Below are 20659 nucleotides of genomic sequence, written 5' to 3'. Positions count from 1 at the left end.
CGCTTGCCGGGCAGCGGACGCTACTTCAACCAGGCTGCGATTCGCTCCACCGCCTCGGCGATCTCCGCTTGCGAGCCCGCATAGGACAGACGCAGGGTTCGATTTCCCTCCAGCGGATCGAAATCCAGACCGGGCGTCGCGGCGACGTCGATTTCCGCGAGCATGCGTTTGGCAAAGCCCATGCTGTCATTGGTGAAGCGGGTGACGTCGAGATAGGCGTAGAACGCACCGTCCATCGGCGACGCGATCGAAAACCCGATCTGCGGCAGTCGCCGCATTAGCAAGTCGCGGTTGGTGGCATAGCTCGCCTTATAACGATCGAGCTCCGCGCCAGCGCTCAGAGCGGCCGTGGCGGCGATCTGGGAGAGCTCCGGCGGGGAGATGTAGAGGCTCTGCGCCACCCGCTCGATCGGCCGCACCAGGCGTGCCGGCAGCACCATCCAGCCGATTCGCCAACCGGTCATGCAATAATATTTGGAGAAGGAGTTGATGACGATCGCCTCGTCGGTCAGTTCCAGCGCGCTCGTCTCCTCACCGGCGAAGGTCAGCCCGTGGTAGATTTCATCGGAGATGAAGGCGATGGAATGGGCCGCGCAATAATCTGCAAGCGCCTGCAGCCCATCGCGGCCGGTCACGGTGCCGGTCGGGTTGGCGGGGCTTGCGAGCAGCACGCCCTTCAGCGTCATGCCGCTTTCTTTCTGTGCGGCCTCGAGGCTTTGCGGCGTCAGGGTGAAGTGGGTCTCGGCCGTTACCGGCACTTCGAGAACCTTCAGGCCCAGCGCGCCGAGAATATTGCGATAGGCGGGATAACCAGGTCTTGCGATCGCCACCGCATCGCCGGCATCGAAGAGTGACAGGAAGGCGAGATTGAAACCTGCCGAGGAGCCGGTGGTGATGGCGATGCGCGTGGGATCGATCTCCAGGCCGTGGCGGTCCCTGTAGTGCCAGGCGAGCGCCGATTTCAGCCGCGCCGTTCCCAGCGCATCGGTATAACCGATCCGGCCTTCGGCAAGGGCTGCGCGCGCCGCTTCGAGTGCCGCCTGAGGTGCCGGATGCGAGGGCTGACCGACCGCCATCGAGATCACGGGATGGCCGGCCGCACGCCGCTTCGTCGCCTCCGCCAAGACGTCCATGGCGTGAAAAGGCTCGACTTCGCTGCGTTTCGATATGGAAAACAAGATCGTTTCTCACTTGGCTTCTTCAATGACGGCCAGACAATTGCCGCATTAATCGGCTCATCACAATCCCGCGAGGGTCGCGCGGGGGTGAAAATTCCTGTTTGAGCAGAACCGAACGCACCGTACCTTGACGCGACGCATTCAAGTCCATAACCCGGCGATGGTCTTCTTGACCAAGACGACCACATTGCCGATGACGAGGATATCATGGCCTTCTTCTCGAAAACCTTCACCGCACTGGCGCTGGCCGCATCGATCGCCCTTCCGCTTCCGGCGGCAGCGCTCGACGACCAGCAGAAGAAGGAGTTCGGCGAATTCATCAAGCAATACCTGATCGAGAATCCCGAGATCATGCTGGAAGTCCAGGATGCGCTGCAGAAGAAGCAGGAAGCCCAGCGCCTGGTGAAGGCCAATATGGCGATCGAAGAAAACACCACCGACATCTTCGAGTCGAAGAACGACGTCACGCTCGGCAATCCCAAGGGCGATGTCACTGTCGTCGAATTCTTCGATTACAATTGCAGCTACTGCCGTCATGCGCTTCCCGACATGCAGGCCATGCTGAAAAAGGACAAGAACGTCCGTTTCGTCCTCAAGGAATTCCCGATCCTCGGGCCTGATTCGGTCGCCGCCCACAAGGTGGCCGACGCCTTCCGCAAGCTGGCACCGGAGAAATATGCCGATTTCCACGTCGCCCTTCTCGGCACCGAAGGCCGCGCCTCCGACGAAACAGCGATCGCTGTCGCTACTTCGCTCGGCGTCAGCGAGGACAAGATCCGCGCCGAGATGGCAAAGAGCCCGAATGACGGAATCGTCCAGGCGACCTACCAGCTCGCCTCCAGTCTCGGCATCAGCGGCACGCCGTCCTACGTGATCGGCAACGAACTGGTGCCAGGCGCCGTCGGGCTCGACGATCTCGAAGCCAAGGTCAAGAACATGCGCAGCTGCGGCAAGACCGCCTGCTGAGCAAACCAAAGCGCGTCGCAATCTTTCAGTTTGCGCCCCTCGCGCTTTAGATATTTATGTTTGCGCATGTCGTTGTCGCAAAACCGCTGCACACTTTTGCGCGACATGCTTGAGCTCCCGGCCGCCCATCAAATCGCCAAAATCGAAGCGTTTCAACCATGTGGACAAATGTGGCGCGATTCCTGCTGGCCAATCCGTAAGGGCTTTCAATCGGCCTTCGCGGAGTCTATAGGTTGCCGTCGTACATTTTACGGAACATTCGATGACGAAAACGATTTTTGTCCTGAACGGCCCCAACCTGAACATGCTGGGTAAACGAGAGCCCGGCATTTATGGCGGCAAGACGCTCAAGGACATCGAGGTAGACTGTAAGGCCGCAGGCCGCGAACTCGGCCTCGATATCGACTTCCGCCAGAGCAACCACGAAGGCACGCTCGTCGACTGGTTCCATGAGGCCGACGAAAAGTCCGTCGGCGTTGCCATCAATGCAGGCGCCTATACGCATACATCGGTCGCGCTGCATGATGCGATCCGCGCTATATCAGTTCCCGTCGTCGAGCTCCACATATCCAACGTGCATGCACGGGAAGAATTCCGCCACAAGTCGATGATCGCGCCGGCATGCAAAGGCGTGATCTGTGGCTTCGGGCCTCACAGCTACATCCTGGCGCTCCACGCGCTGAAGAACATCACGGCATAAGAAGAAGACAGGGCAACACCATGGCTGAAAAGAAATCGGGTATCGACCAGGCACTGATCCGCGATCTCGCCAATATCCTCAACGAAACGGATCTGACGGAGATCGAGGTCGAGCAGGACGACCTGCGTATCCGGGTTTCGCGCGCCGGCACGCCGCAATATGTTCAGGCGCCGATCTCAGCACCTGGTTATGCCGCGCCTGCAGCCGCCGCTGCGCCAGTCGCTGCCGCCCCGGCCGCAGCTCCCGGCCGCAACCCGGCCAATGTGGTCAATGCACCGATGGTGGGCACCGTCTACATGGCGCCGGCTCCGGGTGCGCGTGCCTTCATCGAAGTCGGGGCGACCGTCAAGGAAGGCCAGACGCTCCTCATCATCGAAGCGATGAAGACGATGAACCAGATCCCCTCGCCCAAGTCAGGCAAGGTGACCGAGATCCTCGTCGATGACGGGCATCCCGTCGAATACGGCCAAGCCCTCGTCGTCATCGAATAGGCCCATGCCCATGATTTCGAAAATCCTCATCGCCAATCGCGGGGAAATTGCCCTTCGCGTGCTTCGGGCCTGCAAGGAGCTCGGCATCGCCTGCGTCGTGGTTCATTCCACCGCCGACGCCGATGCCATGCATGTGCGCCTTGCCGACGAAAGTGTCTGCATCGGCCCACCCTCCTCGCGCGAAAGCTATCTCAACATCCACCAGATCGTCGCCGCCTGCGAGATCACTGGCGCTGACGCCGTGCATCCCGGCTACGGCTTTCTGTCGGAGAATGCCAAGTTTGCCGATATCCTCGAAGCCCACGGCATCACCTTTATCGGGCCGACGGCGGACCATATCCGCATCATGGGCGATAAGATCACCGCCAAGACGACGGCACTGGAACTCGGCATTCCCGTCGTTCCGGGTTCGGACGGCGAAGTGAAGACCGAAGAGGATGCGCTGAAGACAGCCGCCGAAATCGGCTATCCCGTGCTGATCAAGGCAACCGCCGGCGGCGGCGGACGCGGCATGAAAGTCGCCAAGAGCGAGGCCGACGTGATCGAGGCCTGGTCGACGGCGCGCACGGAAGCGGCAGCCGCCTTCGGCAATGATGCCGTCTATATGGAAAAATATCTTGGCAAACCGCGCCACATCGAAATCCAGGTGTTCGGCGACGGCGAAGGCAATGCCATCCATCTCGGCGAGCGCGACTGCTCGCTGCAGCGCCGCCATCAAAAGGTCTGGGAAGAGGCGAATTCGCCGGCGCTCAACGTCGAGCAGCGCATGAAGATCGGCCAGATCTGCGCCGACGCCATGAAGAAGCTGAAATATCGCGGTGCCGGCACGATCGAATTCCTCTATGAGAATGGCGAGTTCTATTTCATCGAAATGAACACCCGCCTGCAGGTGGAGCATCCGATAACGGAAGCGATTACCGGCATCGACCTGGTGCATGAGCAGATCCGCGTCGCTTCCGGCGGCGGTCTCTCGGTGACTCAGGACGAAGTGCATTTTTCCGGGCACGCCATCGAGTGCCGCATCAATGCCGAGCACCCGCGTACCTTCGTGCCCTCACCCGGCACGATCACGCATTTCCACGCGCCGGGCGGCCTTGGCGTGCGCATCGATTCCGGTGCCTATCAGGGCTACAAGATCCCCCCTTATTACGACAGCCTCATCGGCAAGCTGATCGTGCACGGTCGTACCCGCGTCGAATGCATGATGCGCCTGCGCCGGGCGCTTGACGAATTTGTCGTCGACGGCATCAATACGACGCTGCCGCTGTTCCAGGATCTCGTCTCGAACCAGGATATCGCCAACGGCGACTACGACATCCACTGGCTGGAACACTACCTCGCCAACAACCCGGCGGCATAGGACAGGAATGGCAGGATCGCGCAGGAAGTCACCAGGCATCACCCCTGACATTCTCCTGCGCGCCTATTCCATCGGCCTCTTCCCGATGGCCGAATCCGCCGACGACCCGGAGATCTTCTGGGTCGAGCCGGAATTGCGCGGCGTGCTGCCGCTCGACCATTTCCACGTGTCGAAAAGCCTTGCCAAGGCGGTGCGCAAGAAACCCTTCGAGATCCGTTTCGATCACGCGTTCGATGAGGTGATCGCTGCCTGTGCGGAGGAGACATCCGGGCGCCCCAGCACCTGGATCAACAAGACGATCAGATCACTTTACTCGACGCTCTTCGACATGGGCCATGCCCATACGGTCGAAGCTTGGGAGGGCGATGAACTGGTCGGCGGCCTCTACGGCGTCTCGCTCGGCTCGGCCTTCTTCGGCGAAAGCATGTTTTCGCGCCGGACGGATGCCTCGAAGATCTGCCTCGTGCATCTCGTCGACCGGCTGCGGGAAAGGGGCTTCACGCTGCTCGACACGCAGTTCACCACCGAGCACCTGAAGACGTTCGGAGCGATCGACGTTCCGAAGGCCGACTATGCCCTGATGCTTTCTGCGGCAATGGAGTCGCCGCACCTTAAGTTTTAAGCGCGATCAATTCGTCCATGCGTTGATTTTTCAGCCGATTTGGCTAGGTTCGAAAAATACAACGGGGGATAGAATTTTGAAACGATATTTTGCAGCCGCGATCCTTTTGACCTTGTTTACCGGTCAAGCCGGCGCACGCCCATACCAGGACATGTTCCCCAGCAGGACCGATTTTTCCGACGCGGAAAAGCCGTTGCTGGAGAAGCTTGATTTCCAGCAGGGCGTGATCAAGCTGCCTGAAGCGAAGGCAACGCTAAACGTGCCCGCCGACTTCTACTATCTCAGCCCTGCCGACACGAAGACGGTGCTCGTCGATATCTGGGGAAATCCTCCGGCGGCGGCGGAGGGAACGATGGGAATGATCTTCCCGGCGAAATACGCACCGACCGATGTCGAGGCCTGGGGCTCCATCGTGGAATACAGCGCCGACGGCTATGTCTCGGATGTCGACGCCGCCACGACGAATTACGACGAATTGCTGCAAAACATCAAAGATTCCATCAGGGAAAACAACGTCGAACGCGAAAAGCAGGATTTTCAGAAGATCACGCTTGTCGGCTGGGCTTCCACGCCGCACTACGACACATCGGCGCATGCCATGCACTGGGCGCGTGATTTGGTGTTCGGCGATGACACGCAGGCACAGCACACGCTGAACTATTCCGTGCGCGTGCTCGGCCGCCAGGGTGTATTCCAATTCGACTTCGTCGCCGGCCTCGCTCAATTGAGGGAGATCGAGGGCGTCATTCCGTCCGTCACCAAGCTCGTGCAGTTCGACAAGGGGATGGCCTATACTGACTATGTCGAAGGCGACAAGATCGCGGCCTATGGGATGGCGGGAATGATTGCTGCCGGCGCGGGCGCCAAGATTGCCGCCAAGGTGGGATTGCTGGCATTCGCCCTCGCCTTCTTCAAGAAGGCCGGCGTCCTCGTCTTCATCGTGTTCGCCGCTGCGCTTCGCTTTGCCAAGGGTCTTTTCAGCAGGAACAAGACACCCACTGCATAGGCTCACCAGGCTACTGCGTAATTCAACGCTGTAAGGCGTGATGAGAGGTGTTAGCGGGCTGTCGCCTTGGTGCCATCGGGAGCCGGGACGTCCGAGGTTGTCTTGCAGTCTTTCAGCCAGACGTCGTAGATCGGGTGCTCGACGGCGTTGAGGCCGGGGCTGGCGGCGAACATCCAACCAGTGAAGATGCGGCGGATCTTGCGGTCGAGGGTGATCTCGTCAACCTCGACGAAACCGTCGATCTTCTGCGCTTCCGACTGGTCGCGCGAATAACAGGCCTTCGGCGTCACCTGCAGTGCGCCGAACTGTACCGTCTCATTGACATAGACGTCGAACGTCGTGATGCGGCCGGTGATCTTGTCGAGGCCGGAGAAGACGGCAACCGGATTTTCGATGCGTGCGGCATTTGCCGCAACTGGCGGAAGCAGGGCCGAGAGCGCCAGCAGCGATCCGGCGGCACGCAGGACCTTGTTCCGCGTGAAGAGCTTCATGTGTACCCGTCTCCAGACATTTTCAGTTCACGGCCGCGGTCAAGCGCGGCCAACCTGCGGGTAAAGGTCAATTGTGGCCAAAAGCCGGGTCTTGGGATCGCCCCGGTCGGGCCGTCTCAGTTGCCCGGCGTCCAGGCGTCGTAATCGCCGGTGACGCGTGGACGCTCGCCCGGAACGGCGATGGAGCCCGGGGGACGATAGGCCTGCGGTGAACCGGTATGGTTGGGACGGTGCGGCTTTTGCCATTCCTTGGCGACGTAGCTCTCCTTGGACGGAGGAACATCGGTGCGATGATGCATCCAGCCATGCCAACCCGGCGGAATGGCGGAGGCTTCGGCATAACCCTTGTAGATCACCCAGCGCTTCGGCAGACCGTAGGAAGACATGCCGCCTTCGTAATAGACGTTGCCGAATTCATCCTCGCCGACGCGCTTGCCAAAACGCCAGGTCGCAAAACGCGTGCCCATCGTCTGACCGTTCCACCAGGTAAAGGTCTGAACCAGAAGATTCCACATGTCTTTTCCTTGTGCCCGCCAGATGCGAGCCAAACCAGAATTCGTTTCCTCGCTTATGCCGTCGCCAAGCCGAATTGTCCAGCGATTCCACGACAGCCACGGGTCATTTCAAAGCCATCTTAAAGCCCAGATGCGAGGGCTTGAAGCCCAGCCTTTCATAGAAACGATGGGCATCCCTACGCACCGCATTCGAGGTTAGGGCTACCCGCCTGATACCGCGGCCTTTTGCCTCGGCAATGGCGAACTCGATCATCGCGGCACCGACCCCCTGCCCGCGCATATCGGCACGCGTCTGCACCGCCTCGATGATCATCGCCGAGGAGCCACGGCCAGTGAGCGACGTGGTCACCATCGGTCTGGAACGTGCCGACCACCTCGCCGCCGCGCTCTGCGACGTAAAGTGTCTGGTCGGGCGAAGCCTCGATGACGGCAAAGGCCCCGAGATAATCCGGGAAGGCTTCAGCTTCCGTGGTATCGCCATGACCGCCAAGCGCATCGGCGGCAAACATTGCCACAAGCGCCGGCAGATCTTCCCTGCTTGCCTGGCGAATGACAATGTTGGGCAACTCGACCACCACGGCCTCAATGCGCTTCGAGCGGCTTTTCAAAGATCAGCGCCGGAATGCCGGATTGGCCGTCTCCGCTATTCTCGTTGCGGCCGACTTCGGTGAAGCCGTGCGAGAGATAGAAGGCGATCGCCGCCGCATTCTGCGGTTCGACTTCGAGACGCATGATCTCCGCATCCGGGAAGCAGGTTTCGAGCTCGGCAAAGATATCGCGGCCGATGCCTTGGCGCTGCAGCGCCGGCCTGACGTAGAGGAGATGCAGCATGACCGTCTTCGTCAGTGCCTGCGACATTGCCGCATAACCCATGCCGCCGATATTGCGGCCGTCGTCGGCGACGAGGAATTCGGCATCCTTTCGCACGAGGCGCGCCTTCAGCGCCGCCGGCGAAAAGAGATTGGCGATCAGATCCTCCACCTTGGCTACGCCATGAAGCCCGTCATAGGTGGCGTGAAAGCTCTCGGCCAGGAGGGCGCGCACCTTCTCCAGGTCGCGCTCACCGGCAGTGCGGACGAAATACACCGCTTATTCCTCGATGCCGAGCTTCGCCTTGACGAGGGCCTGGACAGCCTGCGGATTGGCCTTGCCGCCGGTCGCCTTCATCACCTGGCCGACGAACCATGCTGCCATGGTTGGCTTCGCCTTGACCTTTTCGACCTGATCGGGATTGGCGGCGATGATCTCGTCCACGGCCTTTTCGATCGCGCCGGTATCCGTCACCTGCTTCATGCCGCGCGCCTCGACGATCTCGGCGGGATCGCCGCCCTCGGTGAGCACGATCTCGAAGAGATCCTTGGCGATCTTGCCGGATATGGTTCCCGCCTTGATGAGATCGATGATGGCGCCGAGCTGGGCCGGCGAAACCGGCGTCTGCTCGATATCCTTGCCGGTCCGGTTCAGGGCGCCGAGCAGATCGTTGATCACCCAGTTGGCGGCCGTCTTGCCGTCACGGCCTGCGGCGACGGCTTCGAAATAATCGGCAATCGCTTTTTCGGAAACGAGCACCGAGGCGTCGTAGATCGACAGGCCGAGCTCGCGCACGAAGCGCTCCTTCTTGTCGTCGGGCAGTTCCGGCAGATCGGCTTCGAGCGCCTTGATGAAGGCATCGCCGAATTCGAGCGGCAGCAGATCCGGATCGGGGAAATAACGATAGTCGTGCGCATCTTCCTTGGAGCGCATCGATCGCGTCTCGCCCTTGTTCGGATCGAAGAGGCGGGTTTCTTGATCGATCGTGCCGCCTTCCTCCAGAATGCCGATCTGGCGACGGGCTTCATATTCGATCGCCTGGCCGATGAAGCGGATGGAGTTGACGTTCTTGATCTCGCAGCGCGTGCCGAAACCCTCGCCCGGGCGGCGGACGGAGACGTTGACGTCGGCGCGCATCGAACCTTCGTCCATGTTGCCGTCGCAGGTGCCGAGATAGCGCACGATCGAGCGCAGCTTGGTCATATAGGCCTTGGCCTCGTCGGACGAGCGCATGTCGGGCTTGGAGACGATCTCCATCAGTGCGACGCCGGAACGGTTCAGATCGACATAGGACATGGTCGCGTGCTGGTCATGCATCGACTTGCCGGCGTCCTGCTCCAGATGCAGGCGCTCGATGCCGATCTCGATATCCTCGAACTGGCCCTGACGGTCCGGCCCGAGCGAAATGACGATCTTGCCCTCGCCGACGATCGGATCCTTGAACTGGGAGATCTGATAGCCCTGCGGTAGGTCGGGATAGAAATAGTTCTTGCGATCAAAGAGGGAGCGCTTGTTGATCTGGGCTTTCAGGCCGAGGCCGGTGCGAACAGCCTGCTTGACGCATTCCTCGTTGATGACGGGCAGCATGCCGGGCATGGCGGCGTCGACCAGCGAGACGTTCGAATTCTGCGGCTTGCCGAATTCCGTCGAGGCGCCGGAGAAGAGCTTCGAATTCGACAGCACCTGGGCATGGACTTCCATGCCGACGATGACTTCCCAGTCGCCGGTGGCGCCGGGGATGAAGCGTTTCGGATCAGGCGTGCGGACGTCGACAAGGGTCATCTGATGCTCTTTGCAGGCTGTTCTTTTCCACTGGTGAGGTAAAGGAAATGGTGTGCCGGTGCAAGGCTTTCGCCGTGGTCCGCATCACGGTTTTGCCGTTCGTTAACGGAGCCACGCTAGGGTTTCCCGATGACGATGATCGATATCCTCAAATCGGCCTTGCTGTTTCTGACGCTGAACCTCTTGGTGTTTTCGATCTATTTCATGGACAAGCAGGCGGCGCGCCACGGCAGGTGGCGCATCAGCGAGCGCACGCTTCTCATCCTTGCGCTGATCGGCGGCAGCCTTGGCGCGCTGGCTGCACAGCAGTTGCTGCGGCACAAGACGAGAAAGGAGCCGTTCCGGTCAATCCTGGCGGCGATCCTGATTCTGCACGGCGCACTAATTGCTGTGCTGGCCTTCCTGCCGCAATGGAGGCCTCTCCTTCTTTAGGATTCTTGAAGCATCAGAATTCCAGCCCATAGCCACCTTGGCCATCCGAAACGAGCTGTTTCGTCAGTCCAACGGAGGGCACGTCTCGGTCGAGCTTCGGATTGTAGGCAACCGAGAGCCAGTGAATGCTGTAGCCGTGCTTCTGGAAGAAGCCGATCGCTTCGCTATTGCCGGAATGGGTCTGCATCGCCGCCTTCTCGAGGCCCTGATCGGCGATCTCCTTTTCGATGCGGACGAGAAGGGCCGAACCGAGGCCCTGGCGGGTGAAGGCGGGATCGATCCAGAAATCCGAGATGGTTTCGTCCAATCCCTCGCGCGCCGCCCAGCCTGCCACCTGGCCGTTCTGCTCGACAACGGTGATGGTCAGCCAGTCGTTTTCCACGAAGTTCCGAAAGGCGTTGCGCGCTGCATCGATCATCGCGTCCGATTCGCCGATCGACGCCATCGCATTTTGCCAGGCCCTGAGCCCAATCTCGCTCAATAGCTCCGCTTCACCGTCGCGGGCATTGCGAATGTGGATCAACGACACCTCCGCGTTACCCCTCAACTAGACCATTGAGTCGCGGAATTTACCAGTACCTCCAAAGGGATGATCGGCCAAAAGTAAGGTTTTCGACTGGTTTTGACCGGAGACCACGCTCTTGACCGAATTTTCCGGGCTGAATAATAAACCCTATCGAGGTGTTTTATGTTGAGCCTGCCTGAGACCCGGTAAAGGCCCTGCCCGCAAGTTCGCTTGCGCGCATGGGCCCGAAAAACGAAGCCCTGACGTTCGAATGAGCGCCAGATCGTTTTTGTGCGCCCTGCCGGGCGCGATACCGGATCTCAACACATGGACATTTCTCGCACGGAGCAGCGCATCCTGCATCTCATGGCCCAAGGCGGCCGCATTGAAATTACCCGCGACGACGACAGGAAGATCGAGGCAGTCAGTTGCTTCACCCGCGATGGCTGGGTCTATCCCGGCGTCGACCTCGATCTCTTCCGCAGGCTGAAGCGGCTAAGGGCAATCAAGTCCTCAGGCGGCCAGCCCTACCGGATCACCGAAAGAGGGCTGAGGCTGGTCAGGTCACAGCTGAACAACAGGTAATAGTGGCACTCCTGATCGCGTCTCAAACGGGCGCGGTCAGGGTATCGCCTCAAGCCTTTGCAGAGAGTTCCGTCCGCATCGCCGACCACTCGTCGGCCATCGAGCCCGTGCCGCGCGTCTTGCCGGCACGGCGATACCAGTAATCGGCGTTCCAGTCATCGCCCTCGATGCGATGGCAAAGGGCGTGCCCCCAGTCGAACGGCTGTTCGCCTTCGTGGCGCTGGCAGATGTCGTGGAGCGCCTGCCAATCCGGGCCCATGGTGAAACCGCCGGCAGCGAGGCGATCAGCTGCCTCGATCAATCGCACAAGATCCTGTTTCGGCATGAGGCCTCCTCCCGGTTCCGGCTGTCAATTAGCCAACCATGCGGCAAAGCCGAGGGCGCCGACCGCTTCGTGGTCGGCAGCCGCTATCGGGATCGTTAGGTCCGTTACCACCACTTGGCCGGCGTAAACCGGCCGGCTGCCTGCTCGATGACGTGGGCGGTCTTGAAGAGGGTTTCCTCATCGAAGGGCTTGCCGATCAGCTGCAGGCCGAGCGGCAGGCCCTTGTGATCGAGACCGGCCGGCACGGCGATGCCGGGAAGGCCTGCCATGTTGACCGTCACAGTGAAGATGTCGTTCAGATACATCTTCACCGGATCGGCGGCGAGGTTCTCATCGGCAACGCCGAAGGCCGACGACGGCGTTGCCGGCGTCAGGATGGCGTCGACGCCGGCGTCGAAGGCGAGTTCGAAATCGCGCTTGATCAGCGTGCGGACTTTCTGGGCGCGGATGTAATAGGCATCGTAATAACCGGCCGACAGCACATAGGTGCCGATCATGATGCGGCGCTTGACTTCTTTGCCGAAGCCCGCGGCACGGGTCTTCTCATACATGTCGACGATATCCTTGCCGTCGACGCGCAGGCCGTACCGCACGCCGTCGTAGCGCGCGAGGTTCGAGGATGCCTCGGCCGGAGCGACGATGTAATAGGCCGGAAGGGCGTATTTGGTGTGCGGCAGCGAGATGTCGACGATCTCGGCGCCGGCATCCTTCAGCCAGGCGATGCCCTGGCGCCAGAGGGTTTCGATCTCGTCGGGCATGCCCTCGACACGGTATTCGTTCGGGATGCCGATTTTCATGCCCTTCAGCGATTGGCCGAGAGCTGCTTCGTAATCCGGCACCGGCAGATCGACCGACGTCGTGTCCTTTGCGTCGACGCTTGCCATCGACTTCAAAAGGATTGCGGCATCGCGCACGTCGCGGGCGATCGGGCCTGCCTGGTCGAGCGAGGAGGCAAAGGCGACGGTGCCCCAGCGCGAGCAGCGGCCATAGGTCGGCTTGATGCCGACGGTGCCGGTGAAGGCGGCCGGCTGGCGGATCGAGCCGCCGGTATCGGTCGCGGTGGCGCCAGCGCAAAGATGGGCGGCGACGGCTGCGGCCGAACCGCCGGAGGAGCCGCCGGGCACGAGTTGCTGGTTGGAGCCTGCGGCGCGCCAGGGATTGATCACCGGGCCGTAATAGGATGTTTCATTCGACGAACCCATGGCGAATTCGTCCATGTTGAGCTTGCCGAGCATGACGGCGCCGTCATCCCAGAGGTTCTGCGTGACGGTCGATTCATAACGCGGCTCGAAACCATCGAGAATGTGGCTGCAGGCCTGGGTGTGAACGCCGACGGTGGCAAAGAGATCCTTGATGCCGAGCGGAATGCCTTCGAGTTCGCCTGCCTTGCCGGTGGCGATGCGCTCGTCGGAGTTCTTCGCCATGACGCGGGCGAGATCCGGCGTGACCTTTATATAGGCGTTCAGCCGGCCATTGGCCGCATCGATCGCCGAGATATAGGCTTCGGTCAGCTCGATCGCGGTGATTTCCTTGGCGCGCAGCTTCTGGCGGGCTTCGGCAATGGTCAGGCTGGTGAGTTCGCTCATCGTGTTTTCGCTTCAGATCTGGAAATGGCAACAGGGTCGGAAAGAGGCTTCGAAGCCTTATTCGACGACTTTCGGCACCAGGAAAAAATTGTGGTCGGTGACGGGCGCATTGGCGACGATATCGGCTGCCTTGCTGCCGTCGGTCACCTCATCGGTCCGCTTCTTCATCGCCATCGGGGTAACCGACGTCATCGCCTCGACGCCGTCGACATTAACTTCGGAGAGTTGCTCGACGAAGCCAAGGATGCCGTTCAGCTCGCCGACCATGCGATTTGCCTCGTCCTCGGAGACGGCAATACGGGCAAGGCGGGCGACGCGCTTCACGGTGGCAAGATCGACGGACATGGCATTCTCCGGATAGGATTTTTCCTACCCGCTATAAAGGCCATGTCCGCCTGACGCAACGGGATTTCGTCAGATCGACAGGCTCTCGGAAGGCTTGATCGCCCTCACATCCGTCTGCGATCCCTCCATGCCGGCAATGAATTTTTCGGCCGTCTGATCGATGATCGGGAAGGTGCCGTAATGGCAGGGGATTGCGGTCTTGAAGTTGAAATAGCGCCGGCAGGCAAGTGCTGCCACCGCGCCGCCCATGGTGAAGCGGTCGCCGACCGGCACGAAACCGATATCGGGCTGGTGCAATTCGTTGATCAGCGCCATGTCGGAGAAGATATCGGTATCGCCCATGGCAAGGATCGAGGCTTCGTCGTCGAAATGCAGCATCAGGCCATTGGCGTTGCCGAGCGCATGCGAGACGCCGTCCTCAGTGATCTGGGCGGAGGAGTGCAGTGCATTGGTGAAGGTCGCCGAGAAACTGCCGAGCGCGATCGTGCCGCCGGTATTGCCCATCTCGATCCTGTCGACGCCCTTGGAGCCGAGCCAAGCGGCGAGATCGGCATTGGCGAGAACGACGGCGCCGGTTTCCTTGGCGAGTGCCACGGTATCGCCGACATGATCGCCATGGCCATGCGTCAACAGGATGTGCGTGATGCCTGCGGAAACATCCTTGATATCCTGGCCGGAAAAGGAGGCGTTATAGCTGAGGAATGGGTCGAGCAGGATCTTCGCCTTGGATGTCTCGATGCGGAAGGCGGAATGGCCGAGCCAGGTGATCTTCATGAAATGTCTCCTTTATTACGTGATGCAAAGCCGGTTTCGATGCCACATCAAAGAATGAGGACATGATGTCGTCCGAAAACCGCTCACACTTTTCGGCGTCATGCCCTAAGGACATATCTTATGCGGCCGCAAAGAAAAGCGGCGGCGACTTCAATTTGTTTTGACGGGATGAAACGGCGATGACGGTGCTGACAATCGAGGAAATGGCCGAGACGCTTGCCCCGCGACAGGCAATTGCCGGCCTCGATCTCGGCACCAAGACGATCGGGCTTTCGATGTCCGATCTCGGGCGGCGTTTCGCCACGCCGCGCACGGTGATCCGCCGCGTCAAGTTCACCATCGATGCACAGGCGCTATTGGACTTCGCCGCAGCGGAAAAGGTCGCAGGCTTTATCATCGGCCTGCCGATGAACATGGATGGATCAGCAGGTCCGCGCGTGCAGGCAACGCGCGCCTTCGTGCGCAATATGGAGCAGAAGACGGCGCTGCCTTTCGTCTATTGGGATGAGCGGCTTTCGACGGTCGCCGCCGAACGGACGCTGCTCGAAATGGACGTCTCGCGCGCCAAGCGGGCCGAACGGATCGATTCGGCCGCCGCAAGCTTCATCCTTCAGGGCGCGCTCGACAGGCTTTCCTTGCTGGCAAGGTCTGATGGAGATGAATTCAGCGCCTGACGCGCCTTCCACCAGGCGATGATCGACTTTCGCTTCCGCAGGCCAAGGATGGCGAAAACGACGAGGCTGTCCACCGCGATCGCGCGGGCAACGAGCGGCGGGATGGTCTCCGGCGGAATGCCGAGCGCCTTGCCGTAAAGCTCGAAGGTCAGGTCATGAACCTGCCGCGTGAACATGAAGATGCCGAAACTCATGTCGTAATAGGAGAGCCAATACCATCCGCCCAGAAAGACGATGGGGCCGGCCCAGAAGATCAGAAACCACTTCATGCGGCCTCTCCTCCATGCTTGCGCGCCACGGGCAGATCGAGAGAGACCAACCAGGTCGACAATGCCATAATGCAAAGCACCAGCGTCGGAATTGCGATATCCAGCGCCAGGACTGCGAAAAACATCATCGCCGTCACCAGAAACGCGGCTTTAGCGATCTTGGTTGCCATGGGCGTCAACTCGGGGCTCTACTCATACATCTCTGCTCACCGCCACACTGTCGGCTTAACCAGCCCTGCGCAATGTAAACCATTTGTTAGGGTTAACGCAGGCCCGCCCCCCTGTGGATGAGTAGATCTCAGCCGTAGACGCCGCGCACGATGCGCTTCAGCGCCGTCGCCGCCTTCTCCCAGTCCTTTGATGTCTTCAGCGACAGGCCGGCGCACTGCCCGCCGGCTGCGGCGGCCAGCACGAGGTGCTGGATCGCAGCGATGATGACGGCGTTGACCGCTGCTGCATCCACGCCCTTCGGCGGCGCCAGCGAGCCGCGCATGCGCTCGAGCCAGAGGGCGAGCGCCTTCGAACGCGCTTCCGACAGCCGCCTCACCTGTTCGGTGTTTTCAGAAATCTCCCAGGCGAGGATGCGGCGCATCAGCGGATCGTTTCTCAAGGCGTCGAGGAGGAGAAGCGACAGCCGCTCCATCAGGTCGCCATAGGTGAGCAGGAACATGCCGCCGGCGTCTTCCGGGATTCGATCCTTCACCCATGTGCCGAGATCGGCGCCGATCGCCTCGACCAAGCCGTCGAGGCCGCCATAGTAGCGATAGATCAGCTGCTTGTCGCAACCAGCGCGGCGGGCAACCGCATTGATGCCGAAATTCTGGAAGCCTTCCTCGGCCAGCAGGCCCTTGGCTGCGGCAAGGATTGCGCGCTCGGTGGCGCCGCGATCACGCACGCGCCGTTCCGGCTCTCCGTCGACCCCGGGTGAATTTTCAAGATTTACCGCTTCATTCAGCATGACCGACCCTTCCCCGCTGTCACCAATCGGTGAGTAGCGGGGAGGCTTCATGCAATCAATCCTATCCCTTTGGGAAGATTGTGGATATTCCAGCCGGACCGTTGATTGTCCGTCGAACGGATGTGGAAAGCTGCACGCTGGACTGATCGGATCTGTCTAGAAATCTCGTCCTGGCGGTTGATCGTGATGGACGAACCCGGCATAGCTGCATTATGAACAAATCTAACAATCTCCGCTAAGGCCCTGCAATGGTGAACTATATCGAAGCCTCTACCGCGCCCCCGAAGAATACGGGCGCCATCCGGCTTTATGACGCTGAAGCATTCGAGGGTATGCGCAGGGCATGCCAGCTGACCGCGCGCTGCCTCGATGCGCTTGCCGACATCGTCAAGCCCGGCCTGCTGACTGATGAAATCGACCGGTTCGTCTTCGATTTCGGCATGGATCATGGCGCCTATCCGGCGACGCTGAATTATCGCGGTTACACAAAATCGACCTGCACTTCGATCAATCACGTCGTCTGCCACGGTATTCCGAACGACAAACCGCTGCGTGACGGCGATATCGTCAATATCGACGTCACCTTCGTGCTCGACGGCTGGCATGGGGATTCCAGTCGGATGTATCCCGTCGGCGTCGTCAAGCGTGCTGCCGAGCGGCTGCTCGAGGTCACCTATGAATCACTGATGCGCGGCATTGGCGCCGTCAGGCCCGGCGCCCGCACCGGAGCGATCGGCGAGGCGATCCAGACCTATGCGGAAGCCGAACGCTGTTCGGTGGTGCGCGATTTCTGCGGCCATGGCGTTGGCCGGCTGTTCCACGATTCGCCGAATATCCTGCACTACGGCCGCGCCAACGAGGGGCCGGAGCTGCGCGAAGGCATGATCTTCACCATCGAGCCGATGATCAACCTCGGTCGGCCGCATGTGAAGGTGCTCGCCGACGGCTGGACGGCGGTCACCCGCGACCGCTCGCTGTCGGCCCAGTACGAACATACCGTCGGTGTCACCTCCGATGGCTGCGAGATCTTCACGCTGTCGCCGGGTGGGCTCGACCGCCCCGGTCTGCCATCGCACAACGGGTGACGATTCGATGGCGAAAGGCCCCGTTTCGACATCTTCCGACGACGAGCTGCCTTTCGAGACGCAAGAGCCCATTGCCGCCGACGAACGCTCATTCTTTGGCGGACGACCGCAGAAACCGTCCGCACCAAATGCCAGGACCGCCCTGCCCGCTTCGCTTGCCGGCCATGAACATTATCATGGCCATCGCGAGCGGTTGCGTGACCGCTTCCGTGAGCTGGGCGACACCGCGCTTGCCGACTACGAAATCCTCGAGCTGCTGCTTTTTCGCCTGATCCCGCGGCGCGACACCAAGCCGATCGCCAAGGCGCTGATCGAGCGGTTCGGCTCGCTCTCCGGCGTCTTCGGTGCGCCTGCGGCGCTGCTGACCGAGGTAAAGGGCGTCGGCGAGGCCGTAGCGCTCGACCTGAAGCTGATCTCGACTGTCGCCCACCGGACCTTGAAGAGCGAGCTCAGGAGCAAGCAGGTCCTGTCTTCGTGGTCTTCGGTCATCCAATATTGCCATGCCGCCATGGCGCACGAGACACGCGAACAGTTCCGCATCCTCTTCCTCGACAAGCGCAATGTGCTGATCGCCGATGAGGTGCAAGGTCGCGGCACGGTCGACCACACGCCGGTCTATCCGCGCGAGGTGGTGAAACGCGCGCTCGAGCTTTCGGCAACGGCGATGATCCTGGTGCACAACCATCCGTCCGGCGACCCGACACCGTCGCGCGCCGACATCGACATGACGAAGGTGATCATCGATGCGGCCAAGGCTCTCGATATCACCGTCCACGACCACGTCATCATCGGCAGGGATGGCCATGTCAGCCTGAAGGGGCTGAAGCTGATCTGAAAGGCACAGGTCCGGCGGAATCGGCGGCTGTAAAACAATCTGTAACATTGACCGGCTAACGATGGACGGGCGACATTTTGCGTCGCAAAATGATTCCTTTCCAATCCGGGGCTTGATGATGCTTCAGTACGATCTCGTTGTGGTGGGCAGCGGTCCCGCAGGGCGCCGCGGCGCGATCCAAGCGGCAAAACTCGGCAAGAAAGTGCTTGTCATCGAGCAGGGCAAGCGCGTCGGCGGCGTGTCCGTGCACACCGGCACCATCCCCTCGAAGACGCTGCGCGAGACCGCACTTAATCTTTCCGGCTGGCGCGAACGCGGCTTCTACGGCCGGTCTTACCGCGTCAAGGAAGAGATCAGTGCAGATGACCTGCGCCGCCGCCTGCTGATTACGCTCAACCACGAGGTCGAGGTGCTTGAACACCAGTTCGCCCGCAACCGCGTGCAGCATATTCGCGGCAAGGCGAGCTTCATCGATGCGTCGACGCTGCAGGTGATCAAGGATGACGGTGAGACCACGCAGGTCACCGGCGCCAGCGTGCTGCTTGCCGTCGGCACAAAGCCTTTCCGCCCCGATTACATACCCTTCGACGGCAAGACCGTGCTTGACAGCGACGAACTGCTCGACATCCAGGACCTGCCGCGATCGATGGTTGTCATCGGCGCCGGCGTCATCGGCATCGAATATGCGACGATCTTCAGCGCGCTCGACACGGCTGTCACCGTGATCGACCCGAAGGCGACAATGCTCGACTTCATCGACAAGGAAATCATCGAGGATTTTACCTACCAGCTGCGCGACCGCAACATGAAGCTGCTGCTCGGCCAGAAGGTCGACAAGGTGGAGACGCTTGAGAATGGCAAGGTCGAGCTGACGCTCGACAGCGGCCGGCGCCTGACGACCGACATGGTGCTTTTCGCCGCCGGCCGCATGGGGGCGACCGATGCGCTGAACCTTCAGGCCATCGGCCTCGAAGCCGACAGCCGCGGCCGTCTCAAGGTCAATCCGGAAACCTTCCAGACATCGGTTGCCAACGTCTACGCCGCCGGCGACGTCGTCGGCTTTCCGAGCCTTGCCTCGACCTCGATGGAACAGGGCCGCATCGCCGCCCGCGTCGCGATCGGCGCGGTCGCCAAGGAACCGCCGAAATATTTCCCCTACGGCATCTATGCCGTGCCGGAGATTTCGACCTGCGGCCTGACCGAAGAAGAGATGAAGGAGCGCGGCATTCCCTATGAATGCGGCATCGCCCGCTTCCGCGAGACGTCACGCGGTCATATCATGGGCCTCGACACCGGGCTTTTGAAGCTGATCTTCTCGCTGAAGACGCGCCGCCTGCTCGGCGTGCATATCGTCGGCGAAGGCGCCACCGAGCTGGTGCATATCGGCCAGGCGGTGCTCAATCTCAAAGGGACCGTCGAATATTTCGTCGAAAACACCTTCAACTACCCGACGCTCGCCGAAGCCTACAAGATCGCCGGGCTCGATGCCTGGAACCGGATGGGCGACATCAAGTCGGAACTCTAAGTCCGTCGCGTAGACAGCAAATCCGGGAACGACATTGCGCATCATTTCGCTGAACGCATGGGGCGGCAGGCTGCATGACGCCCTGATTACCTACGTCACCGAGGCCGATCCGGATGTGCTGTGCCTGCAGGAGGTGCTGCGGGCGCCGGGTACGGGCTGCGGCTGGTCGGTCTATCGGGACGGCGATGTCGAGTTGCCGCAGCGCTTCAATCTCTTTACCGAGATCAGCGCCGCCCTGCCCGGCCACGACGGCTTCTTCTGCCCGACCTCGAAAGGCGAGCTTTTCGATGGCGATACCGTCATTGTCGCCGAATTCGGGCTGGCGACCTTCGTGCGCAAAACCCACTCCGTCATCGCCCAGGGGCTGGACTTCGTGCATGGCCGTTTTTCCGCTGATGGCTGGGGCGAACATCCGCGGCCCCGAAACGCCCATTGCATCCGCCTCTTCAGCCATGAGCATGCTTCAACCATAACTATCGCCCACATGCATGGCCTGCGCGATCCCGCAGGCAAGGGCGATACCGCAGCGCGCGACGAGCAGGCCGTAGCGCTGATCAGGCTCATCGAGCGCGTCTGGCCCGGCGACGAAAGGCTCGTCGTCTGCGGCGATTTCAACGTGCTGCCCGACAGCTCGACCTTTACGATTCTTGCCAGACTCGGGCTTTCCGATCTCGTCACCGGATACGGCCTTGTAGACACGCGAACCTCCTACTATCTGAAGCAGGGCCGCTTTGCCGACTACATGCTGGTGACACCGGAGGTGAAGGTTGCCAAATTCGAAGTGGTCGTGGCACCCGAAGTCTCCGACCATCGCGCATTGCTGCTCGATATCGGGTAGTA

At 60.8% G+C, this 20659-nt stretch carries 26 protein-coding genes and 1 pseudogene; 13 read left to right on the top strand and 14 right to left on the bottom strand.

Translation table 11 applies throughout. The features are described from left to right. Positions 1 to 20 precede the first annotated feature (20 nt). A complete protein-coding gene (locus ACD590_RS08635; RefSeq protein ID WP_439002436.1) occupies positions 21 to 1178 on the bottom strand; it encodes a pyridoxal phosphate-dependent aminotransferase in 1158 nt (385 codons plus the stop codon). 207 nt (positions 1179 to 1385) lie between these two features. On the opposite strand from ACD590_RS08635, the gene ACD590_RS08630 reads away from it, so the two are divergent. From ACD590_RS08630 to ACD590_RS08605, 6 genes are all read left to right on the top strand, one after another. Next, positions 1386 to 2144: a DsbA family protein gene (locus ACD590_RS08630; protein ID WP_028732029.1), complete on the top strand. Its 759-nt coding sequence runs from the start codon at positions 1386 to 1388 to the stop codon at positions 2142 to 2144. Positions 2145 to 2406: 262 nt separating this feature from the next. Beyond that, the gene (gene aroQ, locus ACD590_RS08625) at positions 2407 to 2844 is read left to right on the top strand and encodes a type II 3-dehydroquinate dehydratase (RefSeq protein WP_439002435.1); all 438 of its coding nucleotides are present in this window, start codon (positions 2407 to 2409) and stop codon (positions 2842 to 2844) included. A gap of 20 nt (positions 2845 to 2864) precedes the next feature. Beyond that, positions 2865 to 3335, top strand: coding sequence for an acetyl-CoA carboxylase biotin carboxyl carrier protein (gene accB / locus ACD590_RS08620; RefSeq protein WP_047622256.1), 471 nt, complete (start codon positions 2865 to 2867; stop codon positions 3333 to 3335). A 4-nt stretch (positions 3336 to 3339) separates the two neighbouring features. Beyond that, entirely contained in the window at positions 3340 to 4695 is a 1356-nt protein-coding gene (accC, locus tag ACD590_RS08615; RefSeq protein WP_018241835.1) for an acetyl-CoA carboxylase biotin carboxylase subunit, read from the top strand. 7 nt (positions 4696 to 4702) lie between these two features. After that, positions 4703 to 5317: a leucyl/phenylalanyl-tRNA--protein transferase gene (gene aat, locus ACD590_RS08610; RefSeq protein WP_018445596.1), complete on the top strand. Its 615-nt coding sequence runs from the start codon at positions 4703 to 4705 to the stop codon at positions 5315 to 5317. A 76-nt stretch (positions 5318 to 5393) separates the two neighbouring features. Then, positions 5394 to 6323, top strand: a complete 930-nt coding sequence (locus ACD590_RS08605; RefSeq protein WP_439002434.1) for a DUF2167 domain-containing protein — start codon at positions 5394 to 5396, stop codon at positions 6321 to 6323. 50 nt (positions 6324 to 6373) lie between these two features. Here ACD590_RS08605 and ACD590_RS08600 read toward each other — a convergent pair whose 3' ends face one another. The 5 genes and pseudogenes from ACD590_RS08600 to gatB all read right to left on the bottom strand — a co-directional run bounded on the left by ACD590_RS08600 (position 6374) and on the right by gatB (position 9921). After that, positions 6374 to 6814 (bottom strand): DUF2155 domain-containing protein, encoded by a 441-nt coding sequence (locus ACD590_RS08600; RefSeq protein ID WP_018241832.1) that lies wholly within the window; start codon positions 6812 to 6814, stop codon positions 6374 to 6376. A 116-nt stretch (positions 6815 to 6930) separates the two neighbouring features. Continuing rightward, positions 6931 to 7329 (bottom strand): NADH:ubiquinone oxidoreductase subunit NDUFA12, encoded by a 399-nt coding sequence (locus ACD590_RS08595; RefSeq protein ID WP_018241831.1) that lies wholly within the window; start codon positions 7327 to 7329, stop codon positions 6931 to 6933. A 103-nt stretch (positions 7330 to 7432) separates the two neighbouring features. Next, positions 7433 to 7907: pseudogene (locus tag ACD590_RS08590) on the bottom strand (GNAT family N-acetyltransferase). A 4-nt stretch (positions 7908 to 7911) separates the two neighbouring features. After that, positions 7912 to 8415 carry a GNAT family N-acetyltransferase gene (locus tag ACD590_RS08585; protein WP_439002433.1) on the bottom strand — a complete coding sequence of 168 codons (504 nt, stop codon included), beginning with the start codon at positions 8413 to 8415 and terminating at the stop codon, positions 7912 to 7914. Between the two features lie 3 nt (positions 8416 to 8418). Continuing rightward, positions 8419 to 9921: an Asp-tRNA(Asn)/Glu-tRNA(Gln) amidotransferase subunit GatB gene (gene gatB / locus ACD590_RS08580; RefSeq protein WP_115157613.1), complete on the bottom strand. Its 1503-nt coding sequence runs from the start codon at positions 9919 to 9921 to the stop codon at positions 8419 to 8421. Between the two features lie 129 nt (positions 9922 to 10050). On the opposite strand from gatB, the gene ACD590_RS08575 reads away from it, so the two are divergent. Further along, the gene (locus ACD590_RS08575) at positions 10051 to 10353 is read left to right on the top strand and encodes a DUF1294 domain-containing protein (protein ID WP_210067348.1); all 303 of its coding nucleotides are present in this window, start codon (positions 10051 to 10053) and stop codon (positions 10351 to 10353) included. A 13-nt stretch (positions 10354 to 10366) separates the two neighbouring features. Here ACD590_RS08575 and ACD590_RS08570 read toward each other — a convergent pair whose 3' ends face one another. Then, positions 10367 to 10876, bottom strand: coding sequence for a GNAT family N-acetyltransferase (locus tag ACD590_RS08570; protein ID WP_003558950.1), 510 nt, complete (start codon positions 10874 to 10876; stop codon positions 10367 to 10369). A gap of 309 nt (positions 10877 to 11185) precedes the next feature. Here ACD590_RS08570 and ACD590_RS08565 point away from each other — a divergent pair, with 309 nt between their 5' ends. Next, positions 11186 to 11443 (top strand): YjhX family toxin, encoded by a 258-nt coding sequence (locus ACD590_RS08565; protein ID WP_018241825.1) that lies wholly within the window; start codon positions 11186 to 11188, stop codon positions 11441 to 11443. Positions 11444 to 11492: 49 nt separating this feature from the next. Here ACD590_RS08565 and ACD590_RS08560 read toward each other — a convergent pair whose 3' ends face one another. The 4 genes from ACD590_RS08560 to ACD590_RS08545 all read right to left on the bottom strand — a co-directional run bounded on the left by ACD590_RS08560 (position 11493) and on the right by ACD590_RS08545 (position 14473). Beyond that, positions 11493 to 11768, bottom strand: a complete 276-nt coding sequence (locus ACD590_RS08560; RefSeq protein ID WP_047622260.1) for a hypothetical protein — start codon at positions 11766 to 11768, stop codon at positions 11493 to 11495. 104 nt (positions 11769 to 11872) lie between these two features. Further along, positions 11873 to 13354, bottom strand: coding sequence for an Asp-tRNA(Asn)/Glu-tRNA(Gln) amidotransferase subunit GatA (gatA, locus tag ACD590_RS08555; protein WP_439002432.1), 1482 nt, complete (start codon positions 13352 to 13354; stop codon positions 11873 to 11875). Between the two features lie 57 nt (positions 13355 to 13411). Beyond that, positions 13412 to 13699: an Asp-tRNA(Asn)/Glu-tRNA(Gln) amidotransferase subunit GatC gene (gene gatC / locus ACD590_RS08550; RefSeq protein WP_003558942.1), complete on the bottom strand. Its 288-nt coding sequence runs from the start codon at positions 13697 to 13699 to the stop codon at positions 13412 to 13414. Between the two features lie 69 nt (positions 13700 to 13768). Beyond that, positions 13769 to 14473, bottom strand: a complete 705-nt coding sequence (locus ACD590_RS08545; protein ID WP_334543779.1) for a metal-dependent hydrolase — start codon at positions 14471 to 14473, stop codon at positions 13769 to 13771. A gap of 179 nt (positions 14474 to 14652) precedes the next feature. Between ACD590_RS08545 and ruvX the strand changes: the two genes are divergently transcribed. Then, the gene (gene ruvX, locus ACD590_RS08540) at positions 14653 to 15147 is read left to right on the top strand and encodes a Holliday junction resolvase RuvX (protein ID WP_047622261.1); all 495 of its coding nucleotides are present in this window, start codon (positions 14653 to 14655) and stop codon (positions 15145 to 15147) included. On the opposite strand, the gene ACD590_RS08535 is transcribed toward ruvX, so the two are convergent. The 3 genes from ACD590_RS08535 to ACD590_RS08525 form a co-directional block, all read right to left on the bottom strand. Then, positions 15084 to 15416, bottom strand: a complete 333-nt coding sequence (locus ACD590_RS08535) for a DUF6105 family protein (RefSeq protein ID WP_018445606.1) — start codon at positions 15414 to 15416, stop codon at positions 15084 to 15086. The genes ruvX and ACD590_RS08535 overlap by 64 nt on opposite strands. After that, positions 15413 to 15586: a hypothetical protein gene (locus ACD590_RS08530; RefSeq protein WP_018445607.1), complete on the bottom strand. Its 174-nt coding sequence runs from the start codon at positions 15584 to 15586 to the stop codon at positions 15413 to 15415. The genes ACD590_RS08535 and ACD590_RS08530 overlap by 4 nt, the downstream gene beginning before the upstream one ends. A gap of 128 nt (positions 15587 to 15714) precedes the next feature. Beyond that, positions 15715 to 16374 carry a TetR/AcrR family transcriptional regulator gene (locus ACD590_RS08525; RefSeq protein ID WP_018445608.1) on the bottom strand — a complete coding sequence of 220 codons (660 nt, stop codon included), beginning with the start codon at positions 16372 to 16374 and terminating at the stop codon, positions 15715 to 15717. Positions 16375 to 16622: 248 nt separating this feature from the next. Between ACD590_RS08525 and map the strand changes: the two genes are divergently transcribed. From map to ACD590_RS08505, 4 genes are all read left to right on the top strand, one after another. After that, positions 16623 to 17459 (top strand): type I methionyl aminopeptidase, encoded by an 837-nt coding sequence (gene map / locus ACD590_RS08520; protein ID WP_018241817.1) that lies wholly within the window; start codon positions 16623 to 16625, stop codon positions 17457 to 17459. A 7-nt stretch (positions 17460 to 17466) separates the two neighbouring features. Continuing rightward, positions 17467 to 18294, top strand: a complete 828-nt coding sequence (gene radC / locus ACD590_RS08515; protein WP_026230553.1) for a RadC family protein — start codon at positions 17467 to 17469, stop codon at positions 18292 to 18294. Positions 18295 to 18412: 118 nt separating this feature from the next. Then, complete coding sequence (sthA, locus tag ACD590_RS08510) at positions 18413 to 19819, top strand: Si-specific NAD(P)(+) transhydrogenase (protein WP_439002431.1); 1407 nt, start codon at positions 18413 to 18415, stop codon at positions 19817 to 19819. A 34-nt stretch (positions 19820 to 19853) separates the two neighbouring features. Continuing rightward, complete coding sequence (locus tag ACD590_RS08505; protein WP_439002430.1) at positions 19854 to 20657, top strand: endonuclease/exonuclease/phosphatase family protein; 804 nt, start codon at positions 19854 to 19856, stop codon at positions 20655 to 20657. Positions 20658 to 20659: the final 2 nt, after the last annotated feature.

Origin of the sequence: Rhizobium sp. 862_C5_N1_2 (genome assembly GCF_051811205.1) — a bacterium.
In the GTDB taxonomy this organism is placed as follows: Bacteria; Pseudomonadota; Alphaproteobacteria; order Rhizobiales; family Rhizobiaceae; genus Rhizobium; species Rhizobium leguminosarum.
This window is presented reverse-complemented; position numbering and strand designations above follow the sequence as displayed.

Bases quoted from the DNA above. Each gene is read 5' to 3' on its own strand.
- ACD590_RS08630 (WP_028732029.1), top strand. From the start codon at position 1,386: ATGGCCTTCTTCTCGAAAACCTTCACCGCACTGGCGCTGGCCGCATCG.
- aroQ (WP_439002435.1), top strand. From the start codon at position 2,407: ATGACGAAAACGATTTTTGTCCTGAACGGCCCCAACCTGAACATGCTG.
- accB (WP_047622256.1), top strand. From the start codon at position 2,865: ATGGCTGAAAAGAAATCGGGTATCGACCAGGCACTGATCCGCGATCTC.
- accC (WP_018241835.1), top strand. From the start codon at position 3,340: ATGCCCATGATTTCGAAAATCCTCATCGCCAATCGCGGGGAAATTGCC.
- aat (WP_018445596.1), top strand. From the start codon at position 4,703: ATGGCAGGATCGCGCAGGAAGTCACCAGGCATCACCCCTGACATTCTC.
- ACD590_RS08600 (WP_018241832.1), bottom strand. From the start codon at position 6,814: ATGAAGCTCTTCACGCGGAACAAGGTCCTGCGTGCCGCCGGATCGCTG.
- ACD590_RS08595 (WP_018241831.1), bottom strand. From the start codon at position 7,329: ATGTGGAATCTTCTGGTTCAGACCTTTACCTGGTGGAACGGTCAGACG.
- gatB (WP_115157613.1), bottom strand. From the start codon at position 9,921: ATGACCCTTGTCGACGTCCGCACGCCTGATCCGAAACGCTTCATCCCC.
- ACD590_RS08575 (WP_210067348.1), top strand. From the start codon at position 10,051: ATGACGATGATCGATATCCTCAAATCGGCCTTGCTGTTTCTGACGCTG.
- ACD590_RS08565 (WP_018241825.1), top strand. From the start codon at position 11,186: ATGGACATTTCTCGCACGGAGCAGCGCATCCTGCATCTCATGGCCCAA.
- ACD590_RS08560 (WP_047622260.1), bottom strand. From the start codon at position 11,768: ATGCCGAAACAGGATCTTGTGCGATTGATCGAGGCAGCTGATCGCCTC.
- gatA (WP_439002432.1), bottom strand. From the start codon at position 13,354: ATGAGCGAACTCACCAGCCTGACCATTGCCGAAGCCCGCCAGAAGCTG.
- gatC (WP_003558942.1), bottom strand. From the start codon at position 13,699: ATGTCCGTCGATCTTGCCACCGTGAAGCGCGTCGCCCGCCTTGCCCGT.
- ACD590_RS08545 (WP_334543779.1), bottom strand. From the start codon at position 14,473: ATGAAGATCACCTGGCTCGGCCATTCCGCCTTCCGCATCGAGACATCC.
- ruvX (WP_047622261.1), top strand. From the start codon at position 14,653: ATGACGGTGCTGACAATCGAGGAAATGGCCGAGACGCTTGCCCCGCGA.
- ACD590_RS08535 (WP_018445606.1), bottom strand. From the start codon at position 15,416: ATGAAGTGGTTTCTGATCTTCTGGGCCGGCCCCATCGTCTTTCTGGGC.
- ACD590_RS08530 (WP_018445607.1), bottom strand. From the start codon at position 15,586: ATGGCAACCAAGATCGCTAAAGCCGCGTTTCTGGTGACGGCGATGATG.
- ACD590_RS08525 (WP_018445608.1), bottom strand. From the start codon at position 16,374: ATGCTGAATGAAGCGGTAAATCTTGAAAATTCACCCGGGGTCGACGGA.
- map (WP_018241817.1), top strand. From the start codon at position 16,623: ATGGTGAACTATATCGAAGCCTCTACCGCGCCCCCGAAGAATACGGGC.
- radC (WP_026230553.1), top strand. From the start codon at position 17,467: ATGGCGAAAGGCCCCGTTTCGACATCTTCCGACGACGAGCTGCCTTTC.
- sthA (WP_439002431.1), top strand. From the start codon at position 18,413: ATGCTTCAGTACGATCTCGTTGTGGTGGGCAGCGGTCCCGCAGGGCGC.